The 14,891-nt window shown below is 58.7% G+C and carries 14 protein-coding genes; 7 read left to right on the top strand and 7 right to left on the bottom strand.

Annotated features, from left to right (window positions below):
• Nucleotides 1-258 precede the first annotated feature (258 nt).
• The 4 genes from PMI30_RS07800 to PMI30_RS07815 form a co-directional block, all read right to left on the bottom strand.
• On the bottom strand, nt 259-1,038 hold the full coding sequence (locus PMI30_RS07800) for an ABC transporter permease (protein ID WP_007905224.1): 780 nt from the start codon (nt 1,036-1,038) through the stop codon (nt 259-261).
• On the bottom strand, nt 1,035-1,967 hold the full coding sequence (locus tag PMI30_RS07805; RefSeq protein ID WP_008012473.1) for an ABC transporter ATP-binding protein: 933 nt from the start codon (nt 1,965-1,967) through the stop codon (nt 1,035-1,037). The genes PMI30_RS07800 and PMI30_RS07805 overlap by 4 nt, the downstream gene beginning before the upstream one ends.
• A gap of 132 nt (nt 1,968-2,099) precedes the next feature.
• Nucleotides 2,100-2,723 carry a glutathione S-transferase family protein gene (locus PMI30_RS07810; protein WP_008012471.1) on the bottom strand — a complete coding sequence of 208 codons (624 nt, stop codon included), beginning with the start codon at nt 2,721-2,723 and terminating at the stop codon, nt 2,100-2,102.
• A gap of 43 nt (nt 2,724-2,766) precedes the next feature.
• A complete protein-coding gene (locus PMI30_RS07815) occupies nt 2,767-3,426 on the bottom strand; it encodes a transglutaminase-like domain-containing protein (RefSeq protein WP_008012468.1) in 660 nt (219 codons plus the stop codon).
• Nucleotides 3,427-3,674: 248 nt separating this feature from the next.
• Here PMI30_RS07815 and PMI30_RS07820 point away from each other — a divergent pair, with 248 nt between their 5' ends.
• Both PMI30_RS07820 and PMI30_RS07825 read left to right on the top strand, forming a co-directional pair.
• A complete protein-coding gene (locus tag PMI30_RS07820) occupies nt 3,675-6,131 on the top strand; it encodes an acyl-CoA dehydrogenase (protein WP_008012465.1) in 2,457 nt (818 codons plus the stop codon).
• A gap of 100 nt (nt 6,132-6,231) precedes the next feature.
• The gene (locus PMI30_RS07825; RefSeq protein ID WP_008012462.1) at nt 6,232-6,639 is read left to right on the top strand and encodes a PA2817 family protein; all 408 of its coding nucleotides are present in this window, start codon (nt 6,232-6,234) and stop codon (nt 6,637-6,639) included.
• A gap of 194 nt (nt 6,640-6,833) precedes the next feature.
• Here the strand turns inward: PMI30_RS07825 and PMI30_RS07830 are convergent, their stop codons facing one another.
• Nucleotides 6,834-7,832, bottom strand: a complete 999-nt coding sequence (locus PMI30_RS07830; protein WP_007905215.1) for a LysR family transcriptional regulator — start codon at nt 7,830-7,832, stop codon at nt 6,834-6,836.
• A gap of 90 nt (nt 7,833-7,922) precedes the next feature.
• On the opposite strand from PMI30_RS07830, the gene PMI30_RS07835 reads away from it, so the two are divergent.
• From PMI30_RS07835 to PMI30_RS07845, 3 genes are all read left to right on the top strand, one after another.
• The gene (locus tag PMI30_RS07835; protein WP_008012461.1) at nt 7,923-8,549 is read left to right on the top strand and encodes a hypothetical protein; all 627 of its coding nucleotides are present in this window, start codon (nt 7,923-7,925) and stop codon (nt 8,547-8,549) included.
• A gap of 92 nt (nt 8,550-8,641) precedes the next feature.
• The gene (locus PMI30_RS07840; protein ID WP_008012459.1) at nt 8,642-9,412 is read left to right on the top strand and encodes a 2OG-Fe(II) oxygenase; all 771 of its coding nucleotides are present in this window, start codon (nt 8,642-8,644) and stop codon (nt 9,410-9,412) included.
• A gap of 1 nt (nt 9,413) precedes the next feature.
• A complete protein-coding gene (locus PMI30_RS07845; RefSeq protein WP_008012447.1) occupies nt 9,414-10,052 on the top strand; it encodes a LysE family translocator in 639 nt (212 codons plus the stop codon).
• 65 nt (nt 10,053-10,117) lie between these two features.
• Here PMI30_RS07845 and PMI30_RS07850 read toward each other — a convergent pair whose 3' ends face one another.
• Entirely contained in the window at nt 10,118-11,359 is a 1,242-nt protein-coding gene (locus PMI30_RS07850) for an OprD family porin (RefSeq protein ID WP_008012445.1), read from the bottom strand.
• Nucleotides 11,360-11,479: 120 nt separating this feature from the next.
• The gene (locus PMI30_RS07855) at nt 11,480-12,763 is read right to left on the bottom strand and encodes an MFS transporter (protein ID WP_032835856.1); all 1,284 of its coding nucleotides are present in this window, start codon (nt 12,761-12,763) and stop codon (nt 11,480-11,482) included.
• A gap of 253 nt (nt 12,764-13,016) precedes the next feature.
• On the opposite strand from PMI30_RS07855, the gene PMI30_RS07860 reads away from it, so the two are divergent.
• The gene (locus tag PMI30_RS07860) at nt 13,017-13,964 is read left to right on the top strand and encodes a LysR family transcriptional regulator (protein ID WP_008012441.1); all 948 of its coding nucleotides are present in this window, start codon (nt 13,017-13,019) and stop codon (nt 13,962-13,964) included.
• Nucleotides 13,965-14,054: 90 nt separating this feature from the next.
• Complete coding sequence (locus tag PMI30_RS07865) at nt 14,055-14,858, top strand: putative hydro-lyase (RefSeq protein ID WP_008012439.1); 804 nt, start codon at nt 14,055-14,057, stop codon at nt 14,856-14,858.
• The last annotated feature ends 33 nt before the right edge of the window (nt 14,859-14,891 follow it).

Raw genomic sequence — 14,891 nt, 5'->3', positions numbered from 1 at the left:
GCGGCGGGCCCACGGAGCAGGACCGGAGCGAGGGCATGCCGAGCCTGGGCGAGGCACCGAACGACAGGGGCAAAAGCGCTTTGGTTACTTTGGCGCTTTTCCAAAGTGACCCGCTGTAAAAGCGGAACCGTTAGCCGCCGTTACCGGAGCAATGGATATGTACACCATCAAAAACCACATCGCCTGACACCCAACCTTCGCGGGCAAGCCTCGCTCCTACAAGACCTTAGGAGCGAGGCTTGCCCGCCACGGTCTTGATCAGGTACGCATCCCGCGCCCACTCACCAGCAACCGCGCACAACCGATATACAGCACAACGGTCGCTATCAACATGAAGGTGATCGCCACGCTGATCTTGATATCCGACACACCGAGGATGCCGTAACGGAAAGCGTTGACCATATGCAGCACCGGGTTGGCCAGCGACACGGTTTGCCAGAACGGTGGCAGCAAACTGATCGAGTAGAACACCCCGCCCAGGTACGTCAACGGCGTCAGCACGAACGTCGGAATGATCGAAATATCATCGAAATTGCGCGCAAATACCGCGTTGATGAAGCCCAGCAGCGAGAAGATCGTCGCCGTCAGCACCACCACCAGAACGGTCACGCCCAGGTGATGCACCTGCAATTGAGTGAAGAACAGCGACAGCAGGGTCACGATGATCCCGACCATCAAGCCGCGCAGCACACCGCCCAGGGTGTAGCCGATCAGAATCGTATGCGGGGATACCGGCGACACCATCAATTCTTCGATGGAGCGCTGGAACTTGCTGCCAAAGAAACTCGACACCACGTTGCCATAGGAGTTGGTGATCACCGACATCATGATCAGCCCCGGCACGATGTACTCCATGTAGGTGAAGCCACCCATGTCGCCGATCTGCCGACCGATCAGATTGCCAAAGATCACGAAGTACAAAACCATGGTGATGGCTGGCGGCAGCAGGGTCTGCGGCCAGATCCGGGTGAAGCGCTTGACCTCACGGTAGACGATGGTATTGAGGGCAACGAGGTTGGGTTGCAGCTCGGAACTCATACCGCCACCTTCGACAGATTCTTCTCCACCAGGGACACGAACAACTCCTCGAGGCGATTGGTTTTGTTACGCAGGCTCAACACTTCGATGTTCTGCTGCGCCAATTGAGTAAACAGCGCGGTAATGCCCATGGCCTTGTCGACCTGGACTTCCAGGGTATGACTGTCGAGCAGTTTGGCCGGGTAACCGAGCAACTGCGGTGCCACTTGCAACGTGTTCTTCATATCCAGCAGGAAGGTTTCGACATGCAGTTGGCTGAGCAACTGCTTCATGCTGGTGTTCTCGACAATGGTGCCGTGGTCGATGATGCCGATGTTGCGGCACAACTGCTCAGCCTCTTCCAGGTAGTGGGTGGTGAGGATGATGGTGATGCCTTTTTTGTTCAGTTCGGTGAGGAAGGTCCACATCGAGCGACGCAATTCGATGTCCACCCCCGCCGTCGGTTCGTCGAGGATTAGCAGGCGCGGTTCGTGAACCAGCGCGCGGGCGATCATCAGTCGGCGCTTCATGCCGCCGGACAGGGAGCGTGACGGCACATCGCGCTTGTCCCACAAACCCAGTTGGGTCAGGTACTGCTCGGCGCGTTCCTTGGCGATTTTCGCCGGGATGCCGTAGTAACCGGCCTGGGTCACGACAATGTCGAACGTCTTTTCGAACTGGTTGAAGTTGAATTCCTGGGGCACCACACCAATGGAGCGCTTGAGCTGCGCAGGATTCTTGTCCAGGTCGTGACCGAAGATATTCACCGTCCCGCTGGTCTTGTTCACCAGGGTCGAGAGAATGCCGATGGTCGTGGATTTGCCGGCGCCGTTGGGGCCGAGCAAGGCGAAAAAGTCACCTTCGGCGACATCCAGATCGATACCACTCAAGGCCTGGAAACCGTTGCCGTAGGTTTTGGTTAGCTGCCGGATGGACAGAGCGGAACTCATATCGGATTACGCACCAAGAAGGGAAGAAAGGAATAAATAAGGGCGGGCGGCGAGCAATGCAACCGCGGCGCACGAGCGCAATGGTGCTTGTCGCTGCCGCACAAGTACAGTCAAGTGTGTCGATAGTGAGTATTAAGTCAACGCGGTCATGACCGCCTTCTTATAGGCCGGACGCTGTTTCAGGCGCTCGTACCAGGCCTGCAAATGAGGCTGCGGCGCGCGCTCGATCGGCATCTCGAACCAGGCATAAATGAAACTGCCCAAGGGAATGTCGCCCATGCCTATCTCATCGCCGGACAGGTACGGTTTGGCCGCCAGCGCTTGATCGGCCATCGACAGCAGATCGTCGCACTCCTTGATCGCGGCCTTGATGGCCGGCCAGTCCTGCTGGTCTTCCGGGGTGCGCAACACGCCCCAGAACACCGTGCGGAACGGGGCGGCAAAACTTGAAGTGGTCCAGTCCATCCACTTTTCGGCAGAAGCGCGGGCCTGCAGGTCTGTCGGATACCAGGCAGTACCGCTGGCATGACGGGCCATCAGGTAACGGACGATGGTGTTGGATTCCCACAGCACGAACCCGTCGTCTTCGATCACCGGCACGCGGCCGTTGGGATTCATCGCGCGGTACTCAGGCGTATCGACCACGCCAAAGGCACCGCCGGCATCGATGGCTTCATAGGCCAGGTCCAGTTCTTCGGCCGCCCACAACGGTTTCCTGACATTCGACGAATTTTTCCGACCCCAGATCTTCAGCATGACCGCCCCTTTTTGGATGAATGCGCAGGCAGCATACGCCGGATCAGGCGCGACTCAAATCGCTCTGCATATCACCCAGCAGCACCGGCAATTGCTCGCCGAACAGGTGCGGATAGCACTTTTCCAGGTGTTCGAAAAAGAACGCTTCCGGCACATCGGTGAACTGGCCGTGATCGATCAGATATTCCATCAACTGCTCGCCGTCACGGTTGAAGGGGTGGAACACGCTGTCGTTGATCCCGTCGAACTCCAGCGGCGCGACATTGAACAGTTCACAGAGTTGTTGATTGAACGCTGGGGTGGCTTTGACCCAACGATCGTTCAGATATAACTCGGTGTAGCCGTGCATGGCGAACACATCACTTTTGAGCAATTGGAGCAGACGTGGCGTCGACAGATGATTGCGCACATCGGCCAGACCGATACGCGCCGGGATCCCGCAATGCCTGGCTGCACCTGCCAGCAGCGTGGCCTTGGGCACGCAATAACTCTCCCCTGCCGCCAGCGCATAGCTGCCGCGCAAGGTCTCTGGATCGCGACTGAAGGTGTAAGGGTTGTAGCGCACGGCCTCACGCACCGCGTAATAGAGATTGATCGCCTGTTCGAGCGGATCGCGCCCGGCGCCACGATGTTTTTCGGCGAACGCCACCACCGAGGGATGGTCACTATCGATGAAGCGGCCGGGGCTCAGATACGCATGCATGGCAACAATCTCCTGGGGGAAGCCACGAGTCTAGCGACAGCTTCAGCACACAGATAACGACGTTTCGGCCAAATGTCAGCGCTTGCGGCCCTATTTACACAAGCGTTAAACCGTCCGCCCTCGAAATAACTGACGAATTTCAGTCGTTGCTTCCTACACGCTCAGACTCATGCGCTGACCACCCACTTTTATGGATGCCGTCTAAGCTCTGAGAGTGGTTTTGCCCCTGGCTTCATGGAGAATTGAATATGCTGCTGTTGTGGATACTGATTCTGGTGGTCGGGATTGCCTACCTCGCACATCGCCGCACTGCGCCTCTGCCCGCCTTGGGCATCATCGCTGTCTATCTGCTGGCGATGGGCATCTTCAGACATGCGAGCCATGCGCCCGTCTGGCTGCTGCTGATTTTCTGGGTGATGCTCGCAGTCGTGGCCGCTTTCCTGTTGCTGCCAGACCTGCGCCGAAAACTCTTCACGGCGCCAATATTCGGCTGGTTTCAAAAAAACCTGCCGCCGATGTCGCAAACCGAACGTGAAGCCATTGAGGCCGGCACGGTCTGGTGGGACGGCGAGTTGTTCAACGGCCGCCCGGACTGGAACAAGCTGCTGGCCTATCCAAAAGCGCAGCTGAGCGAAGAGGAACAAGCGTTCATCGATGGCCCGACCGAAGCGCTCTGCGCCATGGTCAGCGATTGGCAGATCAGCCAGTTGATGGATCTGCCGCCCAAGGCTTGGGATCACATCAAACAGCATGGCTTTTTTGCCCTGATCATCCCCAAGGAATACGGTGGTAAAGGCTTTTCGGCTTATGCGCACTCCCAGATAGCGATGAAACTGGCGACACGCAGCGGCGACCTGGCCTCGACCGTCATGGTGCCCAACTCCCTCGGCCCGGCGGAACTGCTGCTGCATTACGGCACCGACGAACAACGCAATCATTACCTGCCACGGCTGGCCCGCGGCGACGATATCCCCTGCTTTGCCCTGACGGGTCCGATGGCGGGCTCCAACGTCGGCGGGATGACCGACACCGGGGTGATCTGCAAAGGTGAATGGGAAGGCAAGGAAACCCTCGGCCTGCGTCTGAACTGGGAAAAACGCTACATCACCCTCGGCCCGGTGGCGACCTTGATCGGCCTGGCGTTCAAGGCTTATGACCCGGACCATCTACTGGGCGACAAAGTCGACCTGGGGATCAGCCTCGCCTTGATTCCAACCCAGACCCCCGGTGTAGAAATCGGTCGGCGTCACCTGCCGCTGGGCGCCTCGTTCATGAACGGCCCGAACTCCGGCAAGGATGTATTCGTACCACTGGAATTCATCATTGGCGGTCAGGAGATGCTCGGCGAGGGCTGGATGATGCTGATGAACTGCCTGTCGGTCGGGCGTTCCATTTCGCTGCCGGCCATCGGTACCGCTGCGGGCAAGTTCACCAGTCTGGTGACGGGCCAATACGCGCAGGTTCGCGAACAATTCAACGCACCACTGTCAGCCTTCGAAGGGATTCAGGAAGCACTGGCGCGGATCGGCGGCAGTACCTGGCTGATGGACAGCGCACGGATGCTCACCGCCAACGCGGTCGACCTCGGTGAAAAGCCGTCGGTACCTTCGGCCATTATCAAATACCACCTCTCCGAACGCGGCCGCGAATGCATCAGCCACGCCATGGATGTTCACGGCGGCAGGGCCATCATCATGGGCCCGAACAACTACCTGGCGCGTAGCTGGCAAGGTGCACCCATTTCCGTCACGGTCGAAGGTGCGAACATCCTCACACGCAACTTGATGATCTTCGGCCAGGGCGCTATTCGCTGCCATCCGTTCGTGCTCAAGGAAATGGCCCTCGCCCACCGCGAAGACAAACCACAGGCACTGATCGAGTTCGACGCACTGCTGCTCGACCACATTGGTTTTGCCGTAAGCAACACCGCCAGCACTCTGGTGCTGAACCTCGGCCTCGGGCATTTCGAACACGTGCCCGGGGACAAGCTCAGCCAAGGCTATTTCCGCGCCCTCAACCGTCAAGCCGCGGCCTTTGCGCTGCTTGCAGACCTGAGCATGATGCTGCTGGGCGGCGAACTGAAACGCCGCGAACGGCTGTCCGCACGTTTGGGCGATGTGCTCAGTTACCTGTATCTGGCCTCCGCCGCACTCAAGCGTTATCACGATCTCGATTCGCCGGAGCATATGCGTCCGCTATTCGCCTGGGCCATGGAAGAGAGCCTCGGCCAGTCCGAACGTGCGCTGGACGAACTGCTGACCAACTTCCCGAACAAGGTACTCGGATGCCTGCTGCGGGTGATGGTGTTCCCGTTCGGTCGTCGCCACAGAGGCCCGTCGGACAGGCTGGCAGCCGAAGTTGCAGCCGTCACCGGCCGCGCCAAGGGCGATCCAACCCTTGAGGAGTTACTGGGGGGCTGCTATCGCCCGCAATCACCAGAAGACTCGGTCGGCGCCCTGCAGCACGCCTGCGACTTGTTGAACGCTGCCAAGCCGCTACAGAAAAAACTCAATACGGCACTGAGAAGTCGCCAGGTCAAACCCACTGTCGGAGAATCTGCCATCGATGCCGCCCTGGAGGCTGGTGTCTTGCAACCGCTTGAAGCCCAGACCTTGCGAGAGGCAGAAGTGGCGCGACGCAAGGTGATCGATGTCGATGATTTCGATCCAAAGGAGTTGGTATTGGCCAAAGGCAAGGTCCGCTGATCCGGCGGACCCTGTGTCTTGCATGGGACTCTTTAATATGTGAAAAAGGGCGCGGGAGCTTTATACTCTCGCGCCCGTTTTGCTCTTGAGGACTTATCTCGTGTCCAACGTCGTTGCCGATCATCTCGTCTTGCTCGACCACCTGCGCAGCATCCTGGTCGCCGTAGGTGAGGCCGAACAGGTTCCCGAAGAAAGCCATGCCTTGTTCCTGGAGCGCTTCGACGAACTGCTGGCGTCACTGCCGATCGAACCGATCGAAAGCCAGTACCTGGGCCAGGACATCCTGACGCAGGTCATTTCCCGTTATCCGCAAATCGCCCACCTGATTCCACGGGACCTGCTGTGGTACTTCGCCGGCGACTGCCTGCACTACCTGTCCGACGAAGAAATCGACCTGTACCAGGCCCTTGAAGAGCGTCGCTTCGAAGCCGAACAGAACGACGAACCGTTCGACTGGAATCAGGAAAAACAGCTGCTGGCGATGTCGAACCAGGACAGCAAGCACTGATCCCACTGTCAGCAAATGCAAAGGCCCGCATGGTTATTCATGCGGGCCTTTTTTTGTGGCATTACCAAGTGATGTGGTGTTTGGGCTGCCGTCTTCGCGAGCAAGCCCGCTCCCACATTTGATCTTCAGTAGACACAGATTCTGTGTACGACAGAAATCCACTGTGGGAGCGGGCTTGCTCGCGAAGAGGCCCTTCAGAGCAACCCATCACTTTCGGGCAACTCATACTCTGCCGCGACCTTGCCCAACGCACCCGGCTTGCCCGGCCGGCTCAAGGTCGGCTCTTTCTCCAGGCATTCCACCAGATAGTCGATAAACACCCGTAACTTGGGCGGTAGATAGCGGGTTGGTGAGTGCAGCAGCCAGGCGCCTCCGTGGTAGGACGCCAGAAAAGTCCAGTCCGGCAGTACCTGGACGATCAGCCCTTGTTCCAGCGCATAACGGGCGGTGAAGTACGGCAGGCTGCCGATTCCAATGTGTTGCAATACCGCGCCCAGTCGCACGCCCGTGTGATTGGCGGCATAACGTCCGCGCACGCCGACAGTCACGGCTTTGCTGCCTTTCTTGAATTTCCAGCGAGCATCGCTCGGGGTTTCGCCCAGATAGATACAGCTGTGGTTGAGCAAGTCGTGGGGATGAGTCGGGGTGCCGTGTTCGGCCAGGTACTGCGGTGTTGCACAGAGCAAATGATCAATGGTCAGCAGCTGGCGCCCCACCAGCCCTGCGGGTGGGCGGTCGGTAATACGGATCGCCAGATCGACGTTGTCGTCGATCAAATCCACCTGACGGTCCTCAAGCAACAACTCCACATTCACTTTGGGATAGCGCCGCAGAAATTCCGGCATATGCGGATGAATCACGAATCGCCCGACGGCCTTGGGTACGCTGACGCGCACCAGCCCTTCCGCTTCATGGGTGAACTGACCGCTGATTTCCATCACCGACTTCGCCGCGCTGACCATCTCCTGGCAGCGCTTGAACACCTCTTCGCCACCGTCACTCAGGCGCAGCTTGCGCGTGGTTCGTTGCAGCAGCCGCGTGGCGAGTGCCTTCTCCAGCCGCGAAATGCTGCGACTTACCGCCGAGGGAGAAGAGCCTAATTGGCGCGCCGCTTCGGAGAAACTGCCGGTCTCGACAACCTTGACGAAAATCGCCATTTCACCGAGCAGCGGCAGGGGAAGATTTATGCTCACAGCGCAACAGTCCTTTGATGATTGAACGGATTATCACGCAATTCCACGGTTCATATAATAAAAAAAGAAACTTTAATAAGGGCATGGAATATGACGCTTCGCCTCTTTTTCCATAGTGATGACCTCAAGGCCAATGTGGAAGTCCTGGATTGCACGCCCTACGAGAACGAATTCGCAGTAGTGCTGCGCGCTACACTGTTTCATCCCCAAGGCGGCGGGCAACCCTGGGATACCGGCTGGATCGGCGAAAGCCAGGTGCTGCGCGTGGTTCAGGATCCGGACCGGATCATCCATTTTGTCGACCACCCGGTAAAACTCGGCATGACCCAGATTCGGGTCGACGAGCAACGCCGCCGGTTCAACACACGCATGCATTCAGCGGGGCACTTGATTGGCCACTTCGTCCAGGCGATGGGCTGGATGCCGATCAAGGCTCATCACTGGCCGGATGAAGGACGTGTCCAGTTCAAGCCGGCTGATAGCGCGCAGGAGGTCGATGCGCAGACGATTCAGCACGGCATCAAGCAATGGATCGCCCATGACCTGCCGCGCCTGACGTCGTTGCGCGAAGGCGCCCGGGAAATCGGTTTCGGTGAACTGCCCGCCTACGGCTGTGGCGGCACCCATGTACGGAGCCTGAAGGATTTGGGCACGGTCACGATCGCTTCCCTTTCACAGAAAAAGGGAACGTTGTCAGTCCACTACAGCGTGGATTGAACATTTTGGCGATGTCGGCCCCGTCATCGCCTGACGCCGGGGGAGCCTGCATTCGCGGGCTCTGTTGACTATCGATAGATGGACCTAAAAACATGATGCTTGACGTCGAGCGTCTCGATGAGACGTGCATACAAAAACTGGCCAACGAAGAAGTCCTCGCCATCCGCGTCAAAGGCTTGTTGCCTCGGCCGCTGGCGATCCAGATCGGCGACAAGATCCTCGCCCCCGGCTTCGAAGGCTACATCAACGCGCCGAGCATCGGCCGCATTGGCATGGCGTTTTATGAAGCGGAAAACCAGCCACTGCTGATCGAGGACTATTTCGAGCGCGCCACCCGCAATATCGCCGAATTGCGCAGCCGTTGTGCGCCCTACTCCTCACCTGTCGACACGTTGCGCTGCATGCTCGACGAGTCCTGGCCGGCGGGGGCGCATCTGGAAAATCTCTATGGCCGCAAGATGTATGTGGGCCTGTCCCGGGTCGTCAAGCCCGGGGTGTGTTTCCTCGCCCATCACGACATTTTCGCCAAGGATGCCCCGGACAGCTTCCAGGCCAAAAGCCTGGAAGCGCAGTTCGCCTGCAATGTTTACCTGAACATGCCGACCGAGGGCGGCGCATTGCAGATGTGGGACCACGACATTTCTGCGGACCAGTTCGACGAAATGCGTGGCGACAGTTACGGCATCGACCCGGCTTTGCTCGGCCCTCCAACCCTGGAGATTCGTCCTGAGCCGGGTGATTTCATCATGTTCAATTCGCGCTGCATGCACTCGGTGACCCCAGGTGTGGACGATCCGCGATTGAGCCTTTCGTTCTTTGTCGGCTATCGCGGCAATGCTTCACCCCTGACTTTCTGGAGCTGAGATGTTTTCGAATTACCTGGGCGAGTTTCTGGCGCTGGCAACGATCCACTTTCTGGCCGTGGTCGCCCCCGGACCGGACTTCGCCGTGACCATCCGCCAAAGCGTGCGTTTCGGCCGCTTAGTGGGGATTTGCACGGCGCTGGGCATCGGCGCGGGCATTTCCGTGCATGTGCTTTACACCTTGCTCGGCGTCGGCGCGCTGATGCACACCACGCCCTGGTTGTTGACGGTGGCCAAGGTCGTGGGGGGGGCCTATATTTTGTACCTCGGCGTGAGCCTGATACGCAGCAAACCCAAATCGGCAATTGAAGGCGACAAGGATGCAGTCGCGTCAGCTGAACAGCAGACCTTGTTCAAGGCCTTCAGCACGGGGTTTCTGACCAACGCCACCAACCCCAAGGCCACCCTGTTCTTTCTGGCAATCTTCACCACCATCATCAGCGCCACGACACCGCTGCAGATTCAGGCGCTGTACGGCCTGTGGATGTGTTTCGTGAATGCCTTGTGGTTCGTGATCGTGGCGCTGTTTTTTTCCAGCGCACGGGTGCGATTGCTGTTCATGCGCATGGGGCACTGGTTCGAACGAACCATGGGGGTGATCCTGATTCTGTTTGCTGGCCGGTTGATTCTGTCGATGTAAAACAAACGGCCCGCCAGTCTGGCTGGCGGGCCGTCGATTCATTGCTTGCTTGATAGCCCGGACACTTACCAAAGCGCCAGGGTATAGCTGACGATCAAGCGATTCTCATCCAGATCATTGCCAAAGTTCGAACGCACCGAGGCGTTGCGCCATTTAAAGCCCAGGCCTTTCAACGTACCGTCCTGCACCACGTAAGCGATATCGGTGTCGCGCTCCCACTCCTTGCCTTCACCCGCAGCGCTGCGCTGCACGTTATCGCCCGAGATGTAGCGGGTCATAAAGCTCAATCCCGGTACACCCAATGCGGCGAAGTTATAGTCATAGCGCGTTTGCCAGGAGTGTTCGTCAACGTTGGCGAAGTCACCGATCTGCACGAAGTTGACCAGGTACGGATCGCTGCGTCCGATGTACGGAAACGGATCATCGCCGCTCATGCGCTGGTAGCCGAAGCCCAATGCGTGGCCGCCGAGGCTGTAGGTAAACATCGCACCGAAAGCCTGGTTATCGAGGTCACGAAAGTTGCCATCTTCGATGCTGCGCGCATAGCGCACGTCGCTCTTGAGCGACTGGCCGGCCCCCAGATCCAGCAGGTGGACCAATCCGAGGTAGTTTTGCTGGTAGATATTTTCCAGCTTGCCGTAGCGGTACTGCGCTGTCAGGTTCGGCAGGAATTGATAGTCAGCCCCGGCGAACTGGAACTTGTCGCTTTGCCCGCCGATGCGATTGGCGGTCATGTCCTGATAGTCAGTGGAATCGACAAAGTTGATCTGCGTGAGTTGACCTGCCGTGAGCTTCAAACGGTCGATTTCCTGAACATTCACCAGTGCGCCCTTGAATGTTCCGGGTAACAGGCGAGTGTCGTTGGAGTTCACCACCGGATCCTTGATCTGCAACGTCCCCAGCTTCAGGGTGCTCTTGGATAAACGCACTTTGGCGGTCAGGCCCAACTCGCCATAGCGATCCTGCGAGCCGCCCGACGAATCCGGCGGCAACAGATTGGTGCCCGCCGTGCCGCCGCCGGAGTCCAGTTTAAAACCGGCCATTCCCAGCGCATCCAGACCAAACCCCAGCGTGCCAGCGGTATACCCGGACTCCATCCGCAACAGAAAACCCTGTGCCCATTCCTCGGCTTTGTCACGCGAGCCGTCCTGGCGGAAATCGCGATTGAAGTAAAAGTTGCGGGCTTCCAGGCTGCCTTTACTGTCGGCAATGAAATCCGCCTGAGCGGGCGGTGCGCCGAGCAAACTCAAACCGAGCAATGTGCCGACCGGGATGTACAAGCGTTGGGTGGAAAGCGAATAGTGCATGCCGTGCTCCTGTTTCGGACGCAAGCGAGCCCTCTCGGGGGCGTTGCGATCGCGACCGATGTTTGTCGATTAGCAATGGATCAGCGACGTCTGGGCACAAAGGCCCAGACGTGTCGGGGTTCAGGATTCGAGTTGGCGACCGCGGGTTTCCGGCAGGCTTAACGCGGCCAGAATCACCACGCCGTAGGCACCGGCAGCGAAGATTCCGATCCCCGTCCCAATCGGCAATGTTTCGCTCAGTGCACCGATGAACAACGGAAACAGCGCCGCAATGGAACGCCCGGCGTTATAGCAAAAGCCCTGGCCCGAACCGCGCATGCGGGTCGGAAACAACTCGGTCAGAAAAGCGCCCATGCCAGCAAAAATGCCCGAGGCGAAAAACCCCAACGGAAAGCCCAGCCAGAGCATCCAGGTGTTGTCGATGGGCAGTTGGGTGTAGGCCAGAACGATCGCCATGGAGCCGACCGCAAACAGGATGAAGTTCTTCTTCCGGCCAATGGCATCGGTCAGCAACGCACTGGTCACATAGCCGATGTAGGAGCCGACGATCACCATCGCCAGATAGCCGCCAGTGCCGAGCACGCTCAGGCCGCGCTCGGTTTTCAGGTAGGTCGGCAACCACGTGGTGATCGCGTAATAACCGCCCAGCGCACCAGTGGTCAGCAACGAAGCGCGCAAGGTGGTACTGAGCATCCGAGGCGCGAAAATTTCGAAGAAGGCCCAACGCGAATCTTTTTCAGGTTTGGCCTTGCGCTCAATACAGGCCCGCTCGAAAGTGTCCGACTCCTTGACCAGTCGGCGGATCACCAATACGAATAGCGCTGGCACCAACCCGATCATGAACAGCGCCCGCCAGGCCTCTTCCGGTGGCAGAAAGCTGAATAATCCGGCGTAGAGCAATGCCGTAAGCCCCCACCCCAGCGCCCATCCGGCCTGCACCATGCCCACTGCCTTGCCGCGATCCCTGGAGCGAATCACCTCGCCAATCAGCACCGCACCCGCTGTCCATTCACCGCCGAAACCAAAGCCCATCAACGTCCGGGCCACCAGCAGTTGCTCGTAGTTCTGTGCCAGCCCGCAGAGGAAGGTGAAGAAGGCGAACCACAGTACCGTCAGTTGCAAGGTGCGCACCCGACCGATGCGGTCGGACAGTATTCCGGCAATCCAGCCACCCGCCGCCGAGGCCAGCAGCGTACAAGTGCCAATCATCCCGGCATCGCCCTTGGAGATGCCCCAGGTGGCGATCAGGGTCGGAATGACGAAACTCAGCATCTGTGTGTCCATGCCATCCAGGGCATAGCCGATCTTGCAACTCCAGAAGGTACGCTTTTCATTTTTCGACAGGGGGCCGTACCAACTGAACGGGCCGGTGCGGCCCGAACCTGAAAGCACGTGGTCAGTCATGGTCTTTTCCATGGGAGTTCCTGCGGCAGCAAGCGAAGATGACGGACACGCCTCATTATTTTTTTGTGAAGGCGTTGTCGTGGGGAACGGACGCAGTGACCTGCGTCGTGGAGCGGATTCTTCGTGCCGATGCCAAGCAGCGTCAAACGGGAAAAGTACGAGGCTACGCATAAGAAAATTTGATACCCCCGGCGACGAACTCTGGAGTAACAATTGCAATGCGTCGAACACTTATCCCTGTGGGAAAACCGCCATGAACCTCAAATTCCTCGAAACCTTCGTTTGGGTCGCCCGCCTGCAAAGCTTCAGCCTCACCGCCGAGAAAATGTTCAGCACTCAGGCCGCTATCTCCAGCCGGATTGCCTCGCTGGAAGAAGAGTTGGGCCTGCGTTTGTTCGTGCGCGATTCGCGCGGCGTGTCGCTGACGCTCGAAGGTCTCAAGGTGCTCGACTACGCCGAGCAGATGCTCGAGGTTCAGCGAGCGTTGAAACACTCGCTGGACAACACCAACCCGCAACAGGGCCTGGTGCGCATCGGTGTGATGGATACGGTGATCCATACCTGGCTCAGCCCGTTGATGTCGACCTTGATGCAGACCTTCCCCGCCGTGGAAATCGAGATCACGGCCGACGCCGCACGCAATCTGTGCGAGCAGCTGCAAAAGGGCTATCTGGACATCGTGTTCCAGACGGACCTGATCCGCCACGAAAGTGTGCGCAACCTTGAACTGGCGCACTACCCCATGCACTGGATCGCCGCCAGCAATTCAATCTATGCCCGCCCCTATGCCTCACTGGCTGAAATGGCCAGCGAGCGCATCATCACCTTCGTCAAAAACTCCCGGCCGCATCAGGATGTACTCAACCTGCTGCACGCCCACGGCATCACTACGCCACGCGTCAGTTGCGTCAACTCGGTGTCGGCCATGACCCGGCTGATTCGTGACGGATTCGGCATTGGCGCCTTGCCGGCCGCACTGGTGGCCAAGCCCTTGGCCAGCGGCGAGTTGATTCAACTGGAACCGGGAACTCGCTTGCCGCAACTGGATGTCGTGGCTTCGTGGCGCGCCGGAGTCGGCCTGGAGTTGATCGAGAGCATCGTCGACATGAGCCGCCAGGTAGTCTCCCAATACGCTGCGGATGTCGGCCCGCTTCGAATGGTTCCGGCACCCGGTCTCAACAGCCGACGGTCCCTTGAATAACTTTTAGTTGTCGGGGGGTAACAACATTCCTGGTTGGACGGCATCGTCATGGTTTTCTAAAAAGGCTCATCGAACCGAAGAGATGCCGTGATGAGCCAACCCACCCTGTCTTTCGAACAACTGAGGCACAGCGCTCCATTGGCCCTGCGCCAATCCATCGCTGCCGGACAATATCGGGGCCACACCAGCGGCCTGGCCCAAGGTCGGGTGCAAGCCAATATCGTGATTCTGCCCAATGATTGGGCTAACGAGTTTCTCCGGTATTGCACGCTCAATCGGCAGGCTTGCCCGGTGCTCGACGTTACCGAAGCGGGTGATCCGTGTTTTCGCAATCTCGGCACGGCCATTGATATCCGCCACGAGGTGTCCCGATATCGGGTCTATCGCCATGGCGAACTGAGCGAAGAACCGGCGGATATCGGACATTTGTGGCAGGACGATCTGGTGGCCTTCGCCATCGGTTGCTCGTTCTCCTTCGAACAACCACTGCTGGATGCCGGCATCGCCCTCAGGCACATCGATCTGGGGCTCAATGTTGCCATGTACCGGACGAACATAGACACTCGCCCTACCGCTCGCCTGAGCGGCAAGCTGGTGGTGAGCATGCGCCCGATGAAGGCCGCCGCGGCGATCCAGGCGATCCAGATCACCGCACGCATGCCCAACGTCCACGGCGCGCCCGTGCACATCGGTAATCCGGCGCTGATCGGCATCGATTCACTAGGCAGCCCGGACTACGGCGATGCCGTGCCCGTCGAAGCCGACGAAATCCCGGTGTTCTGGGCCTGCGGTGTGACCCCGCAATCGGTGGTGCAAACTTCACGTCCACCGCTGTGCATCACCCATGCTCCCGGCTGCATGCTGGTAACGGATATGTGGAATAGCGCTTTGTAAATGAGGGCGGGCTCGCGTGGCATAGTAACGTGA

Origin of the sequence: Pseudomonas sp. GM50, from assembly GCF_000282375.1 — a bacterium.
Classification (GTDB): Bacteria; Pseudomonadota; Gammaproteobacteria; order Pseudomonadales; family Pseudomonadaceae; genus Aquipseudomonas.
Note: the sequence above shows the minus strand (reverse complement) of the source record. Positions and strands in the feature narration are given on the sequence as shown.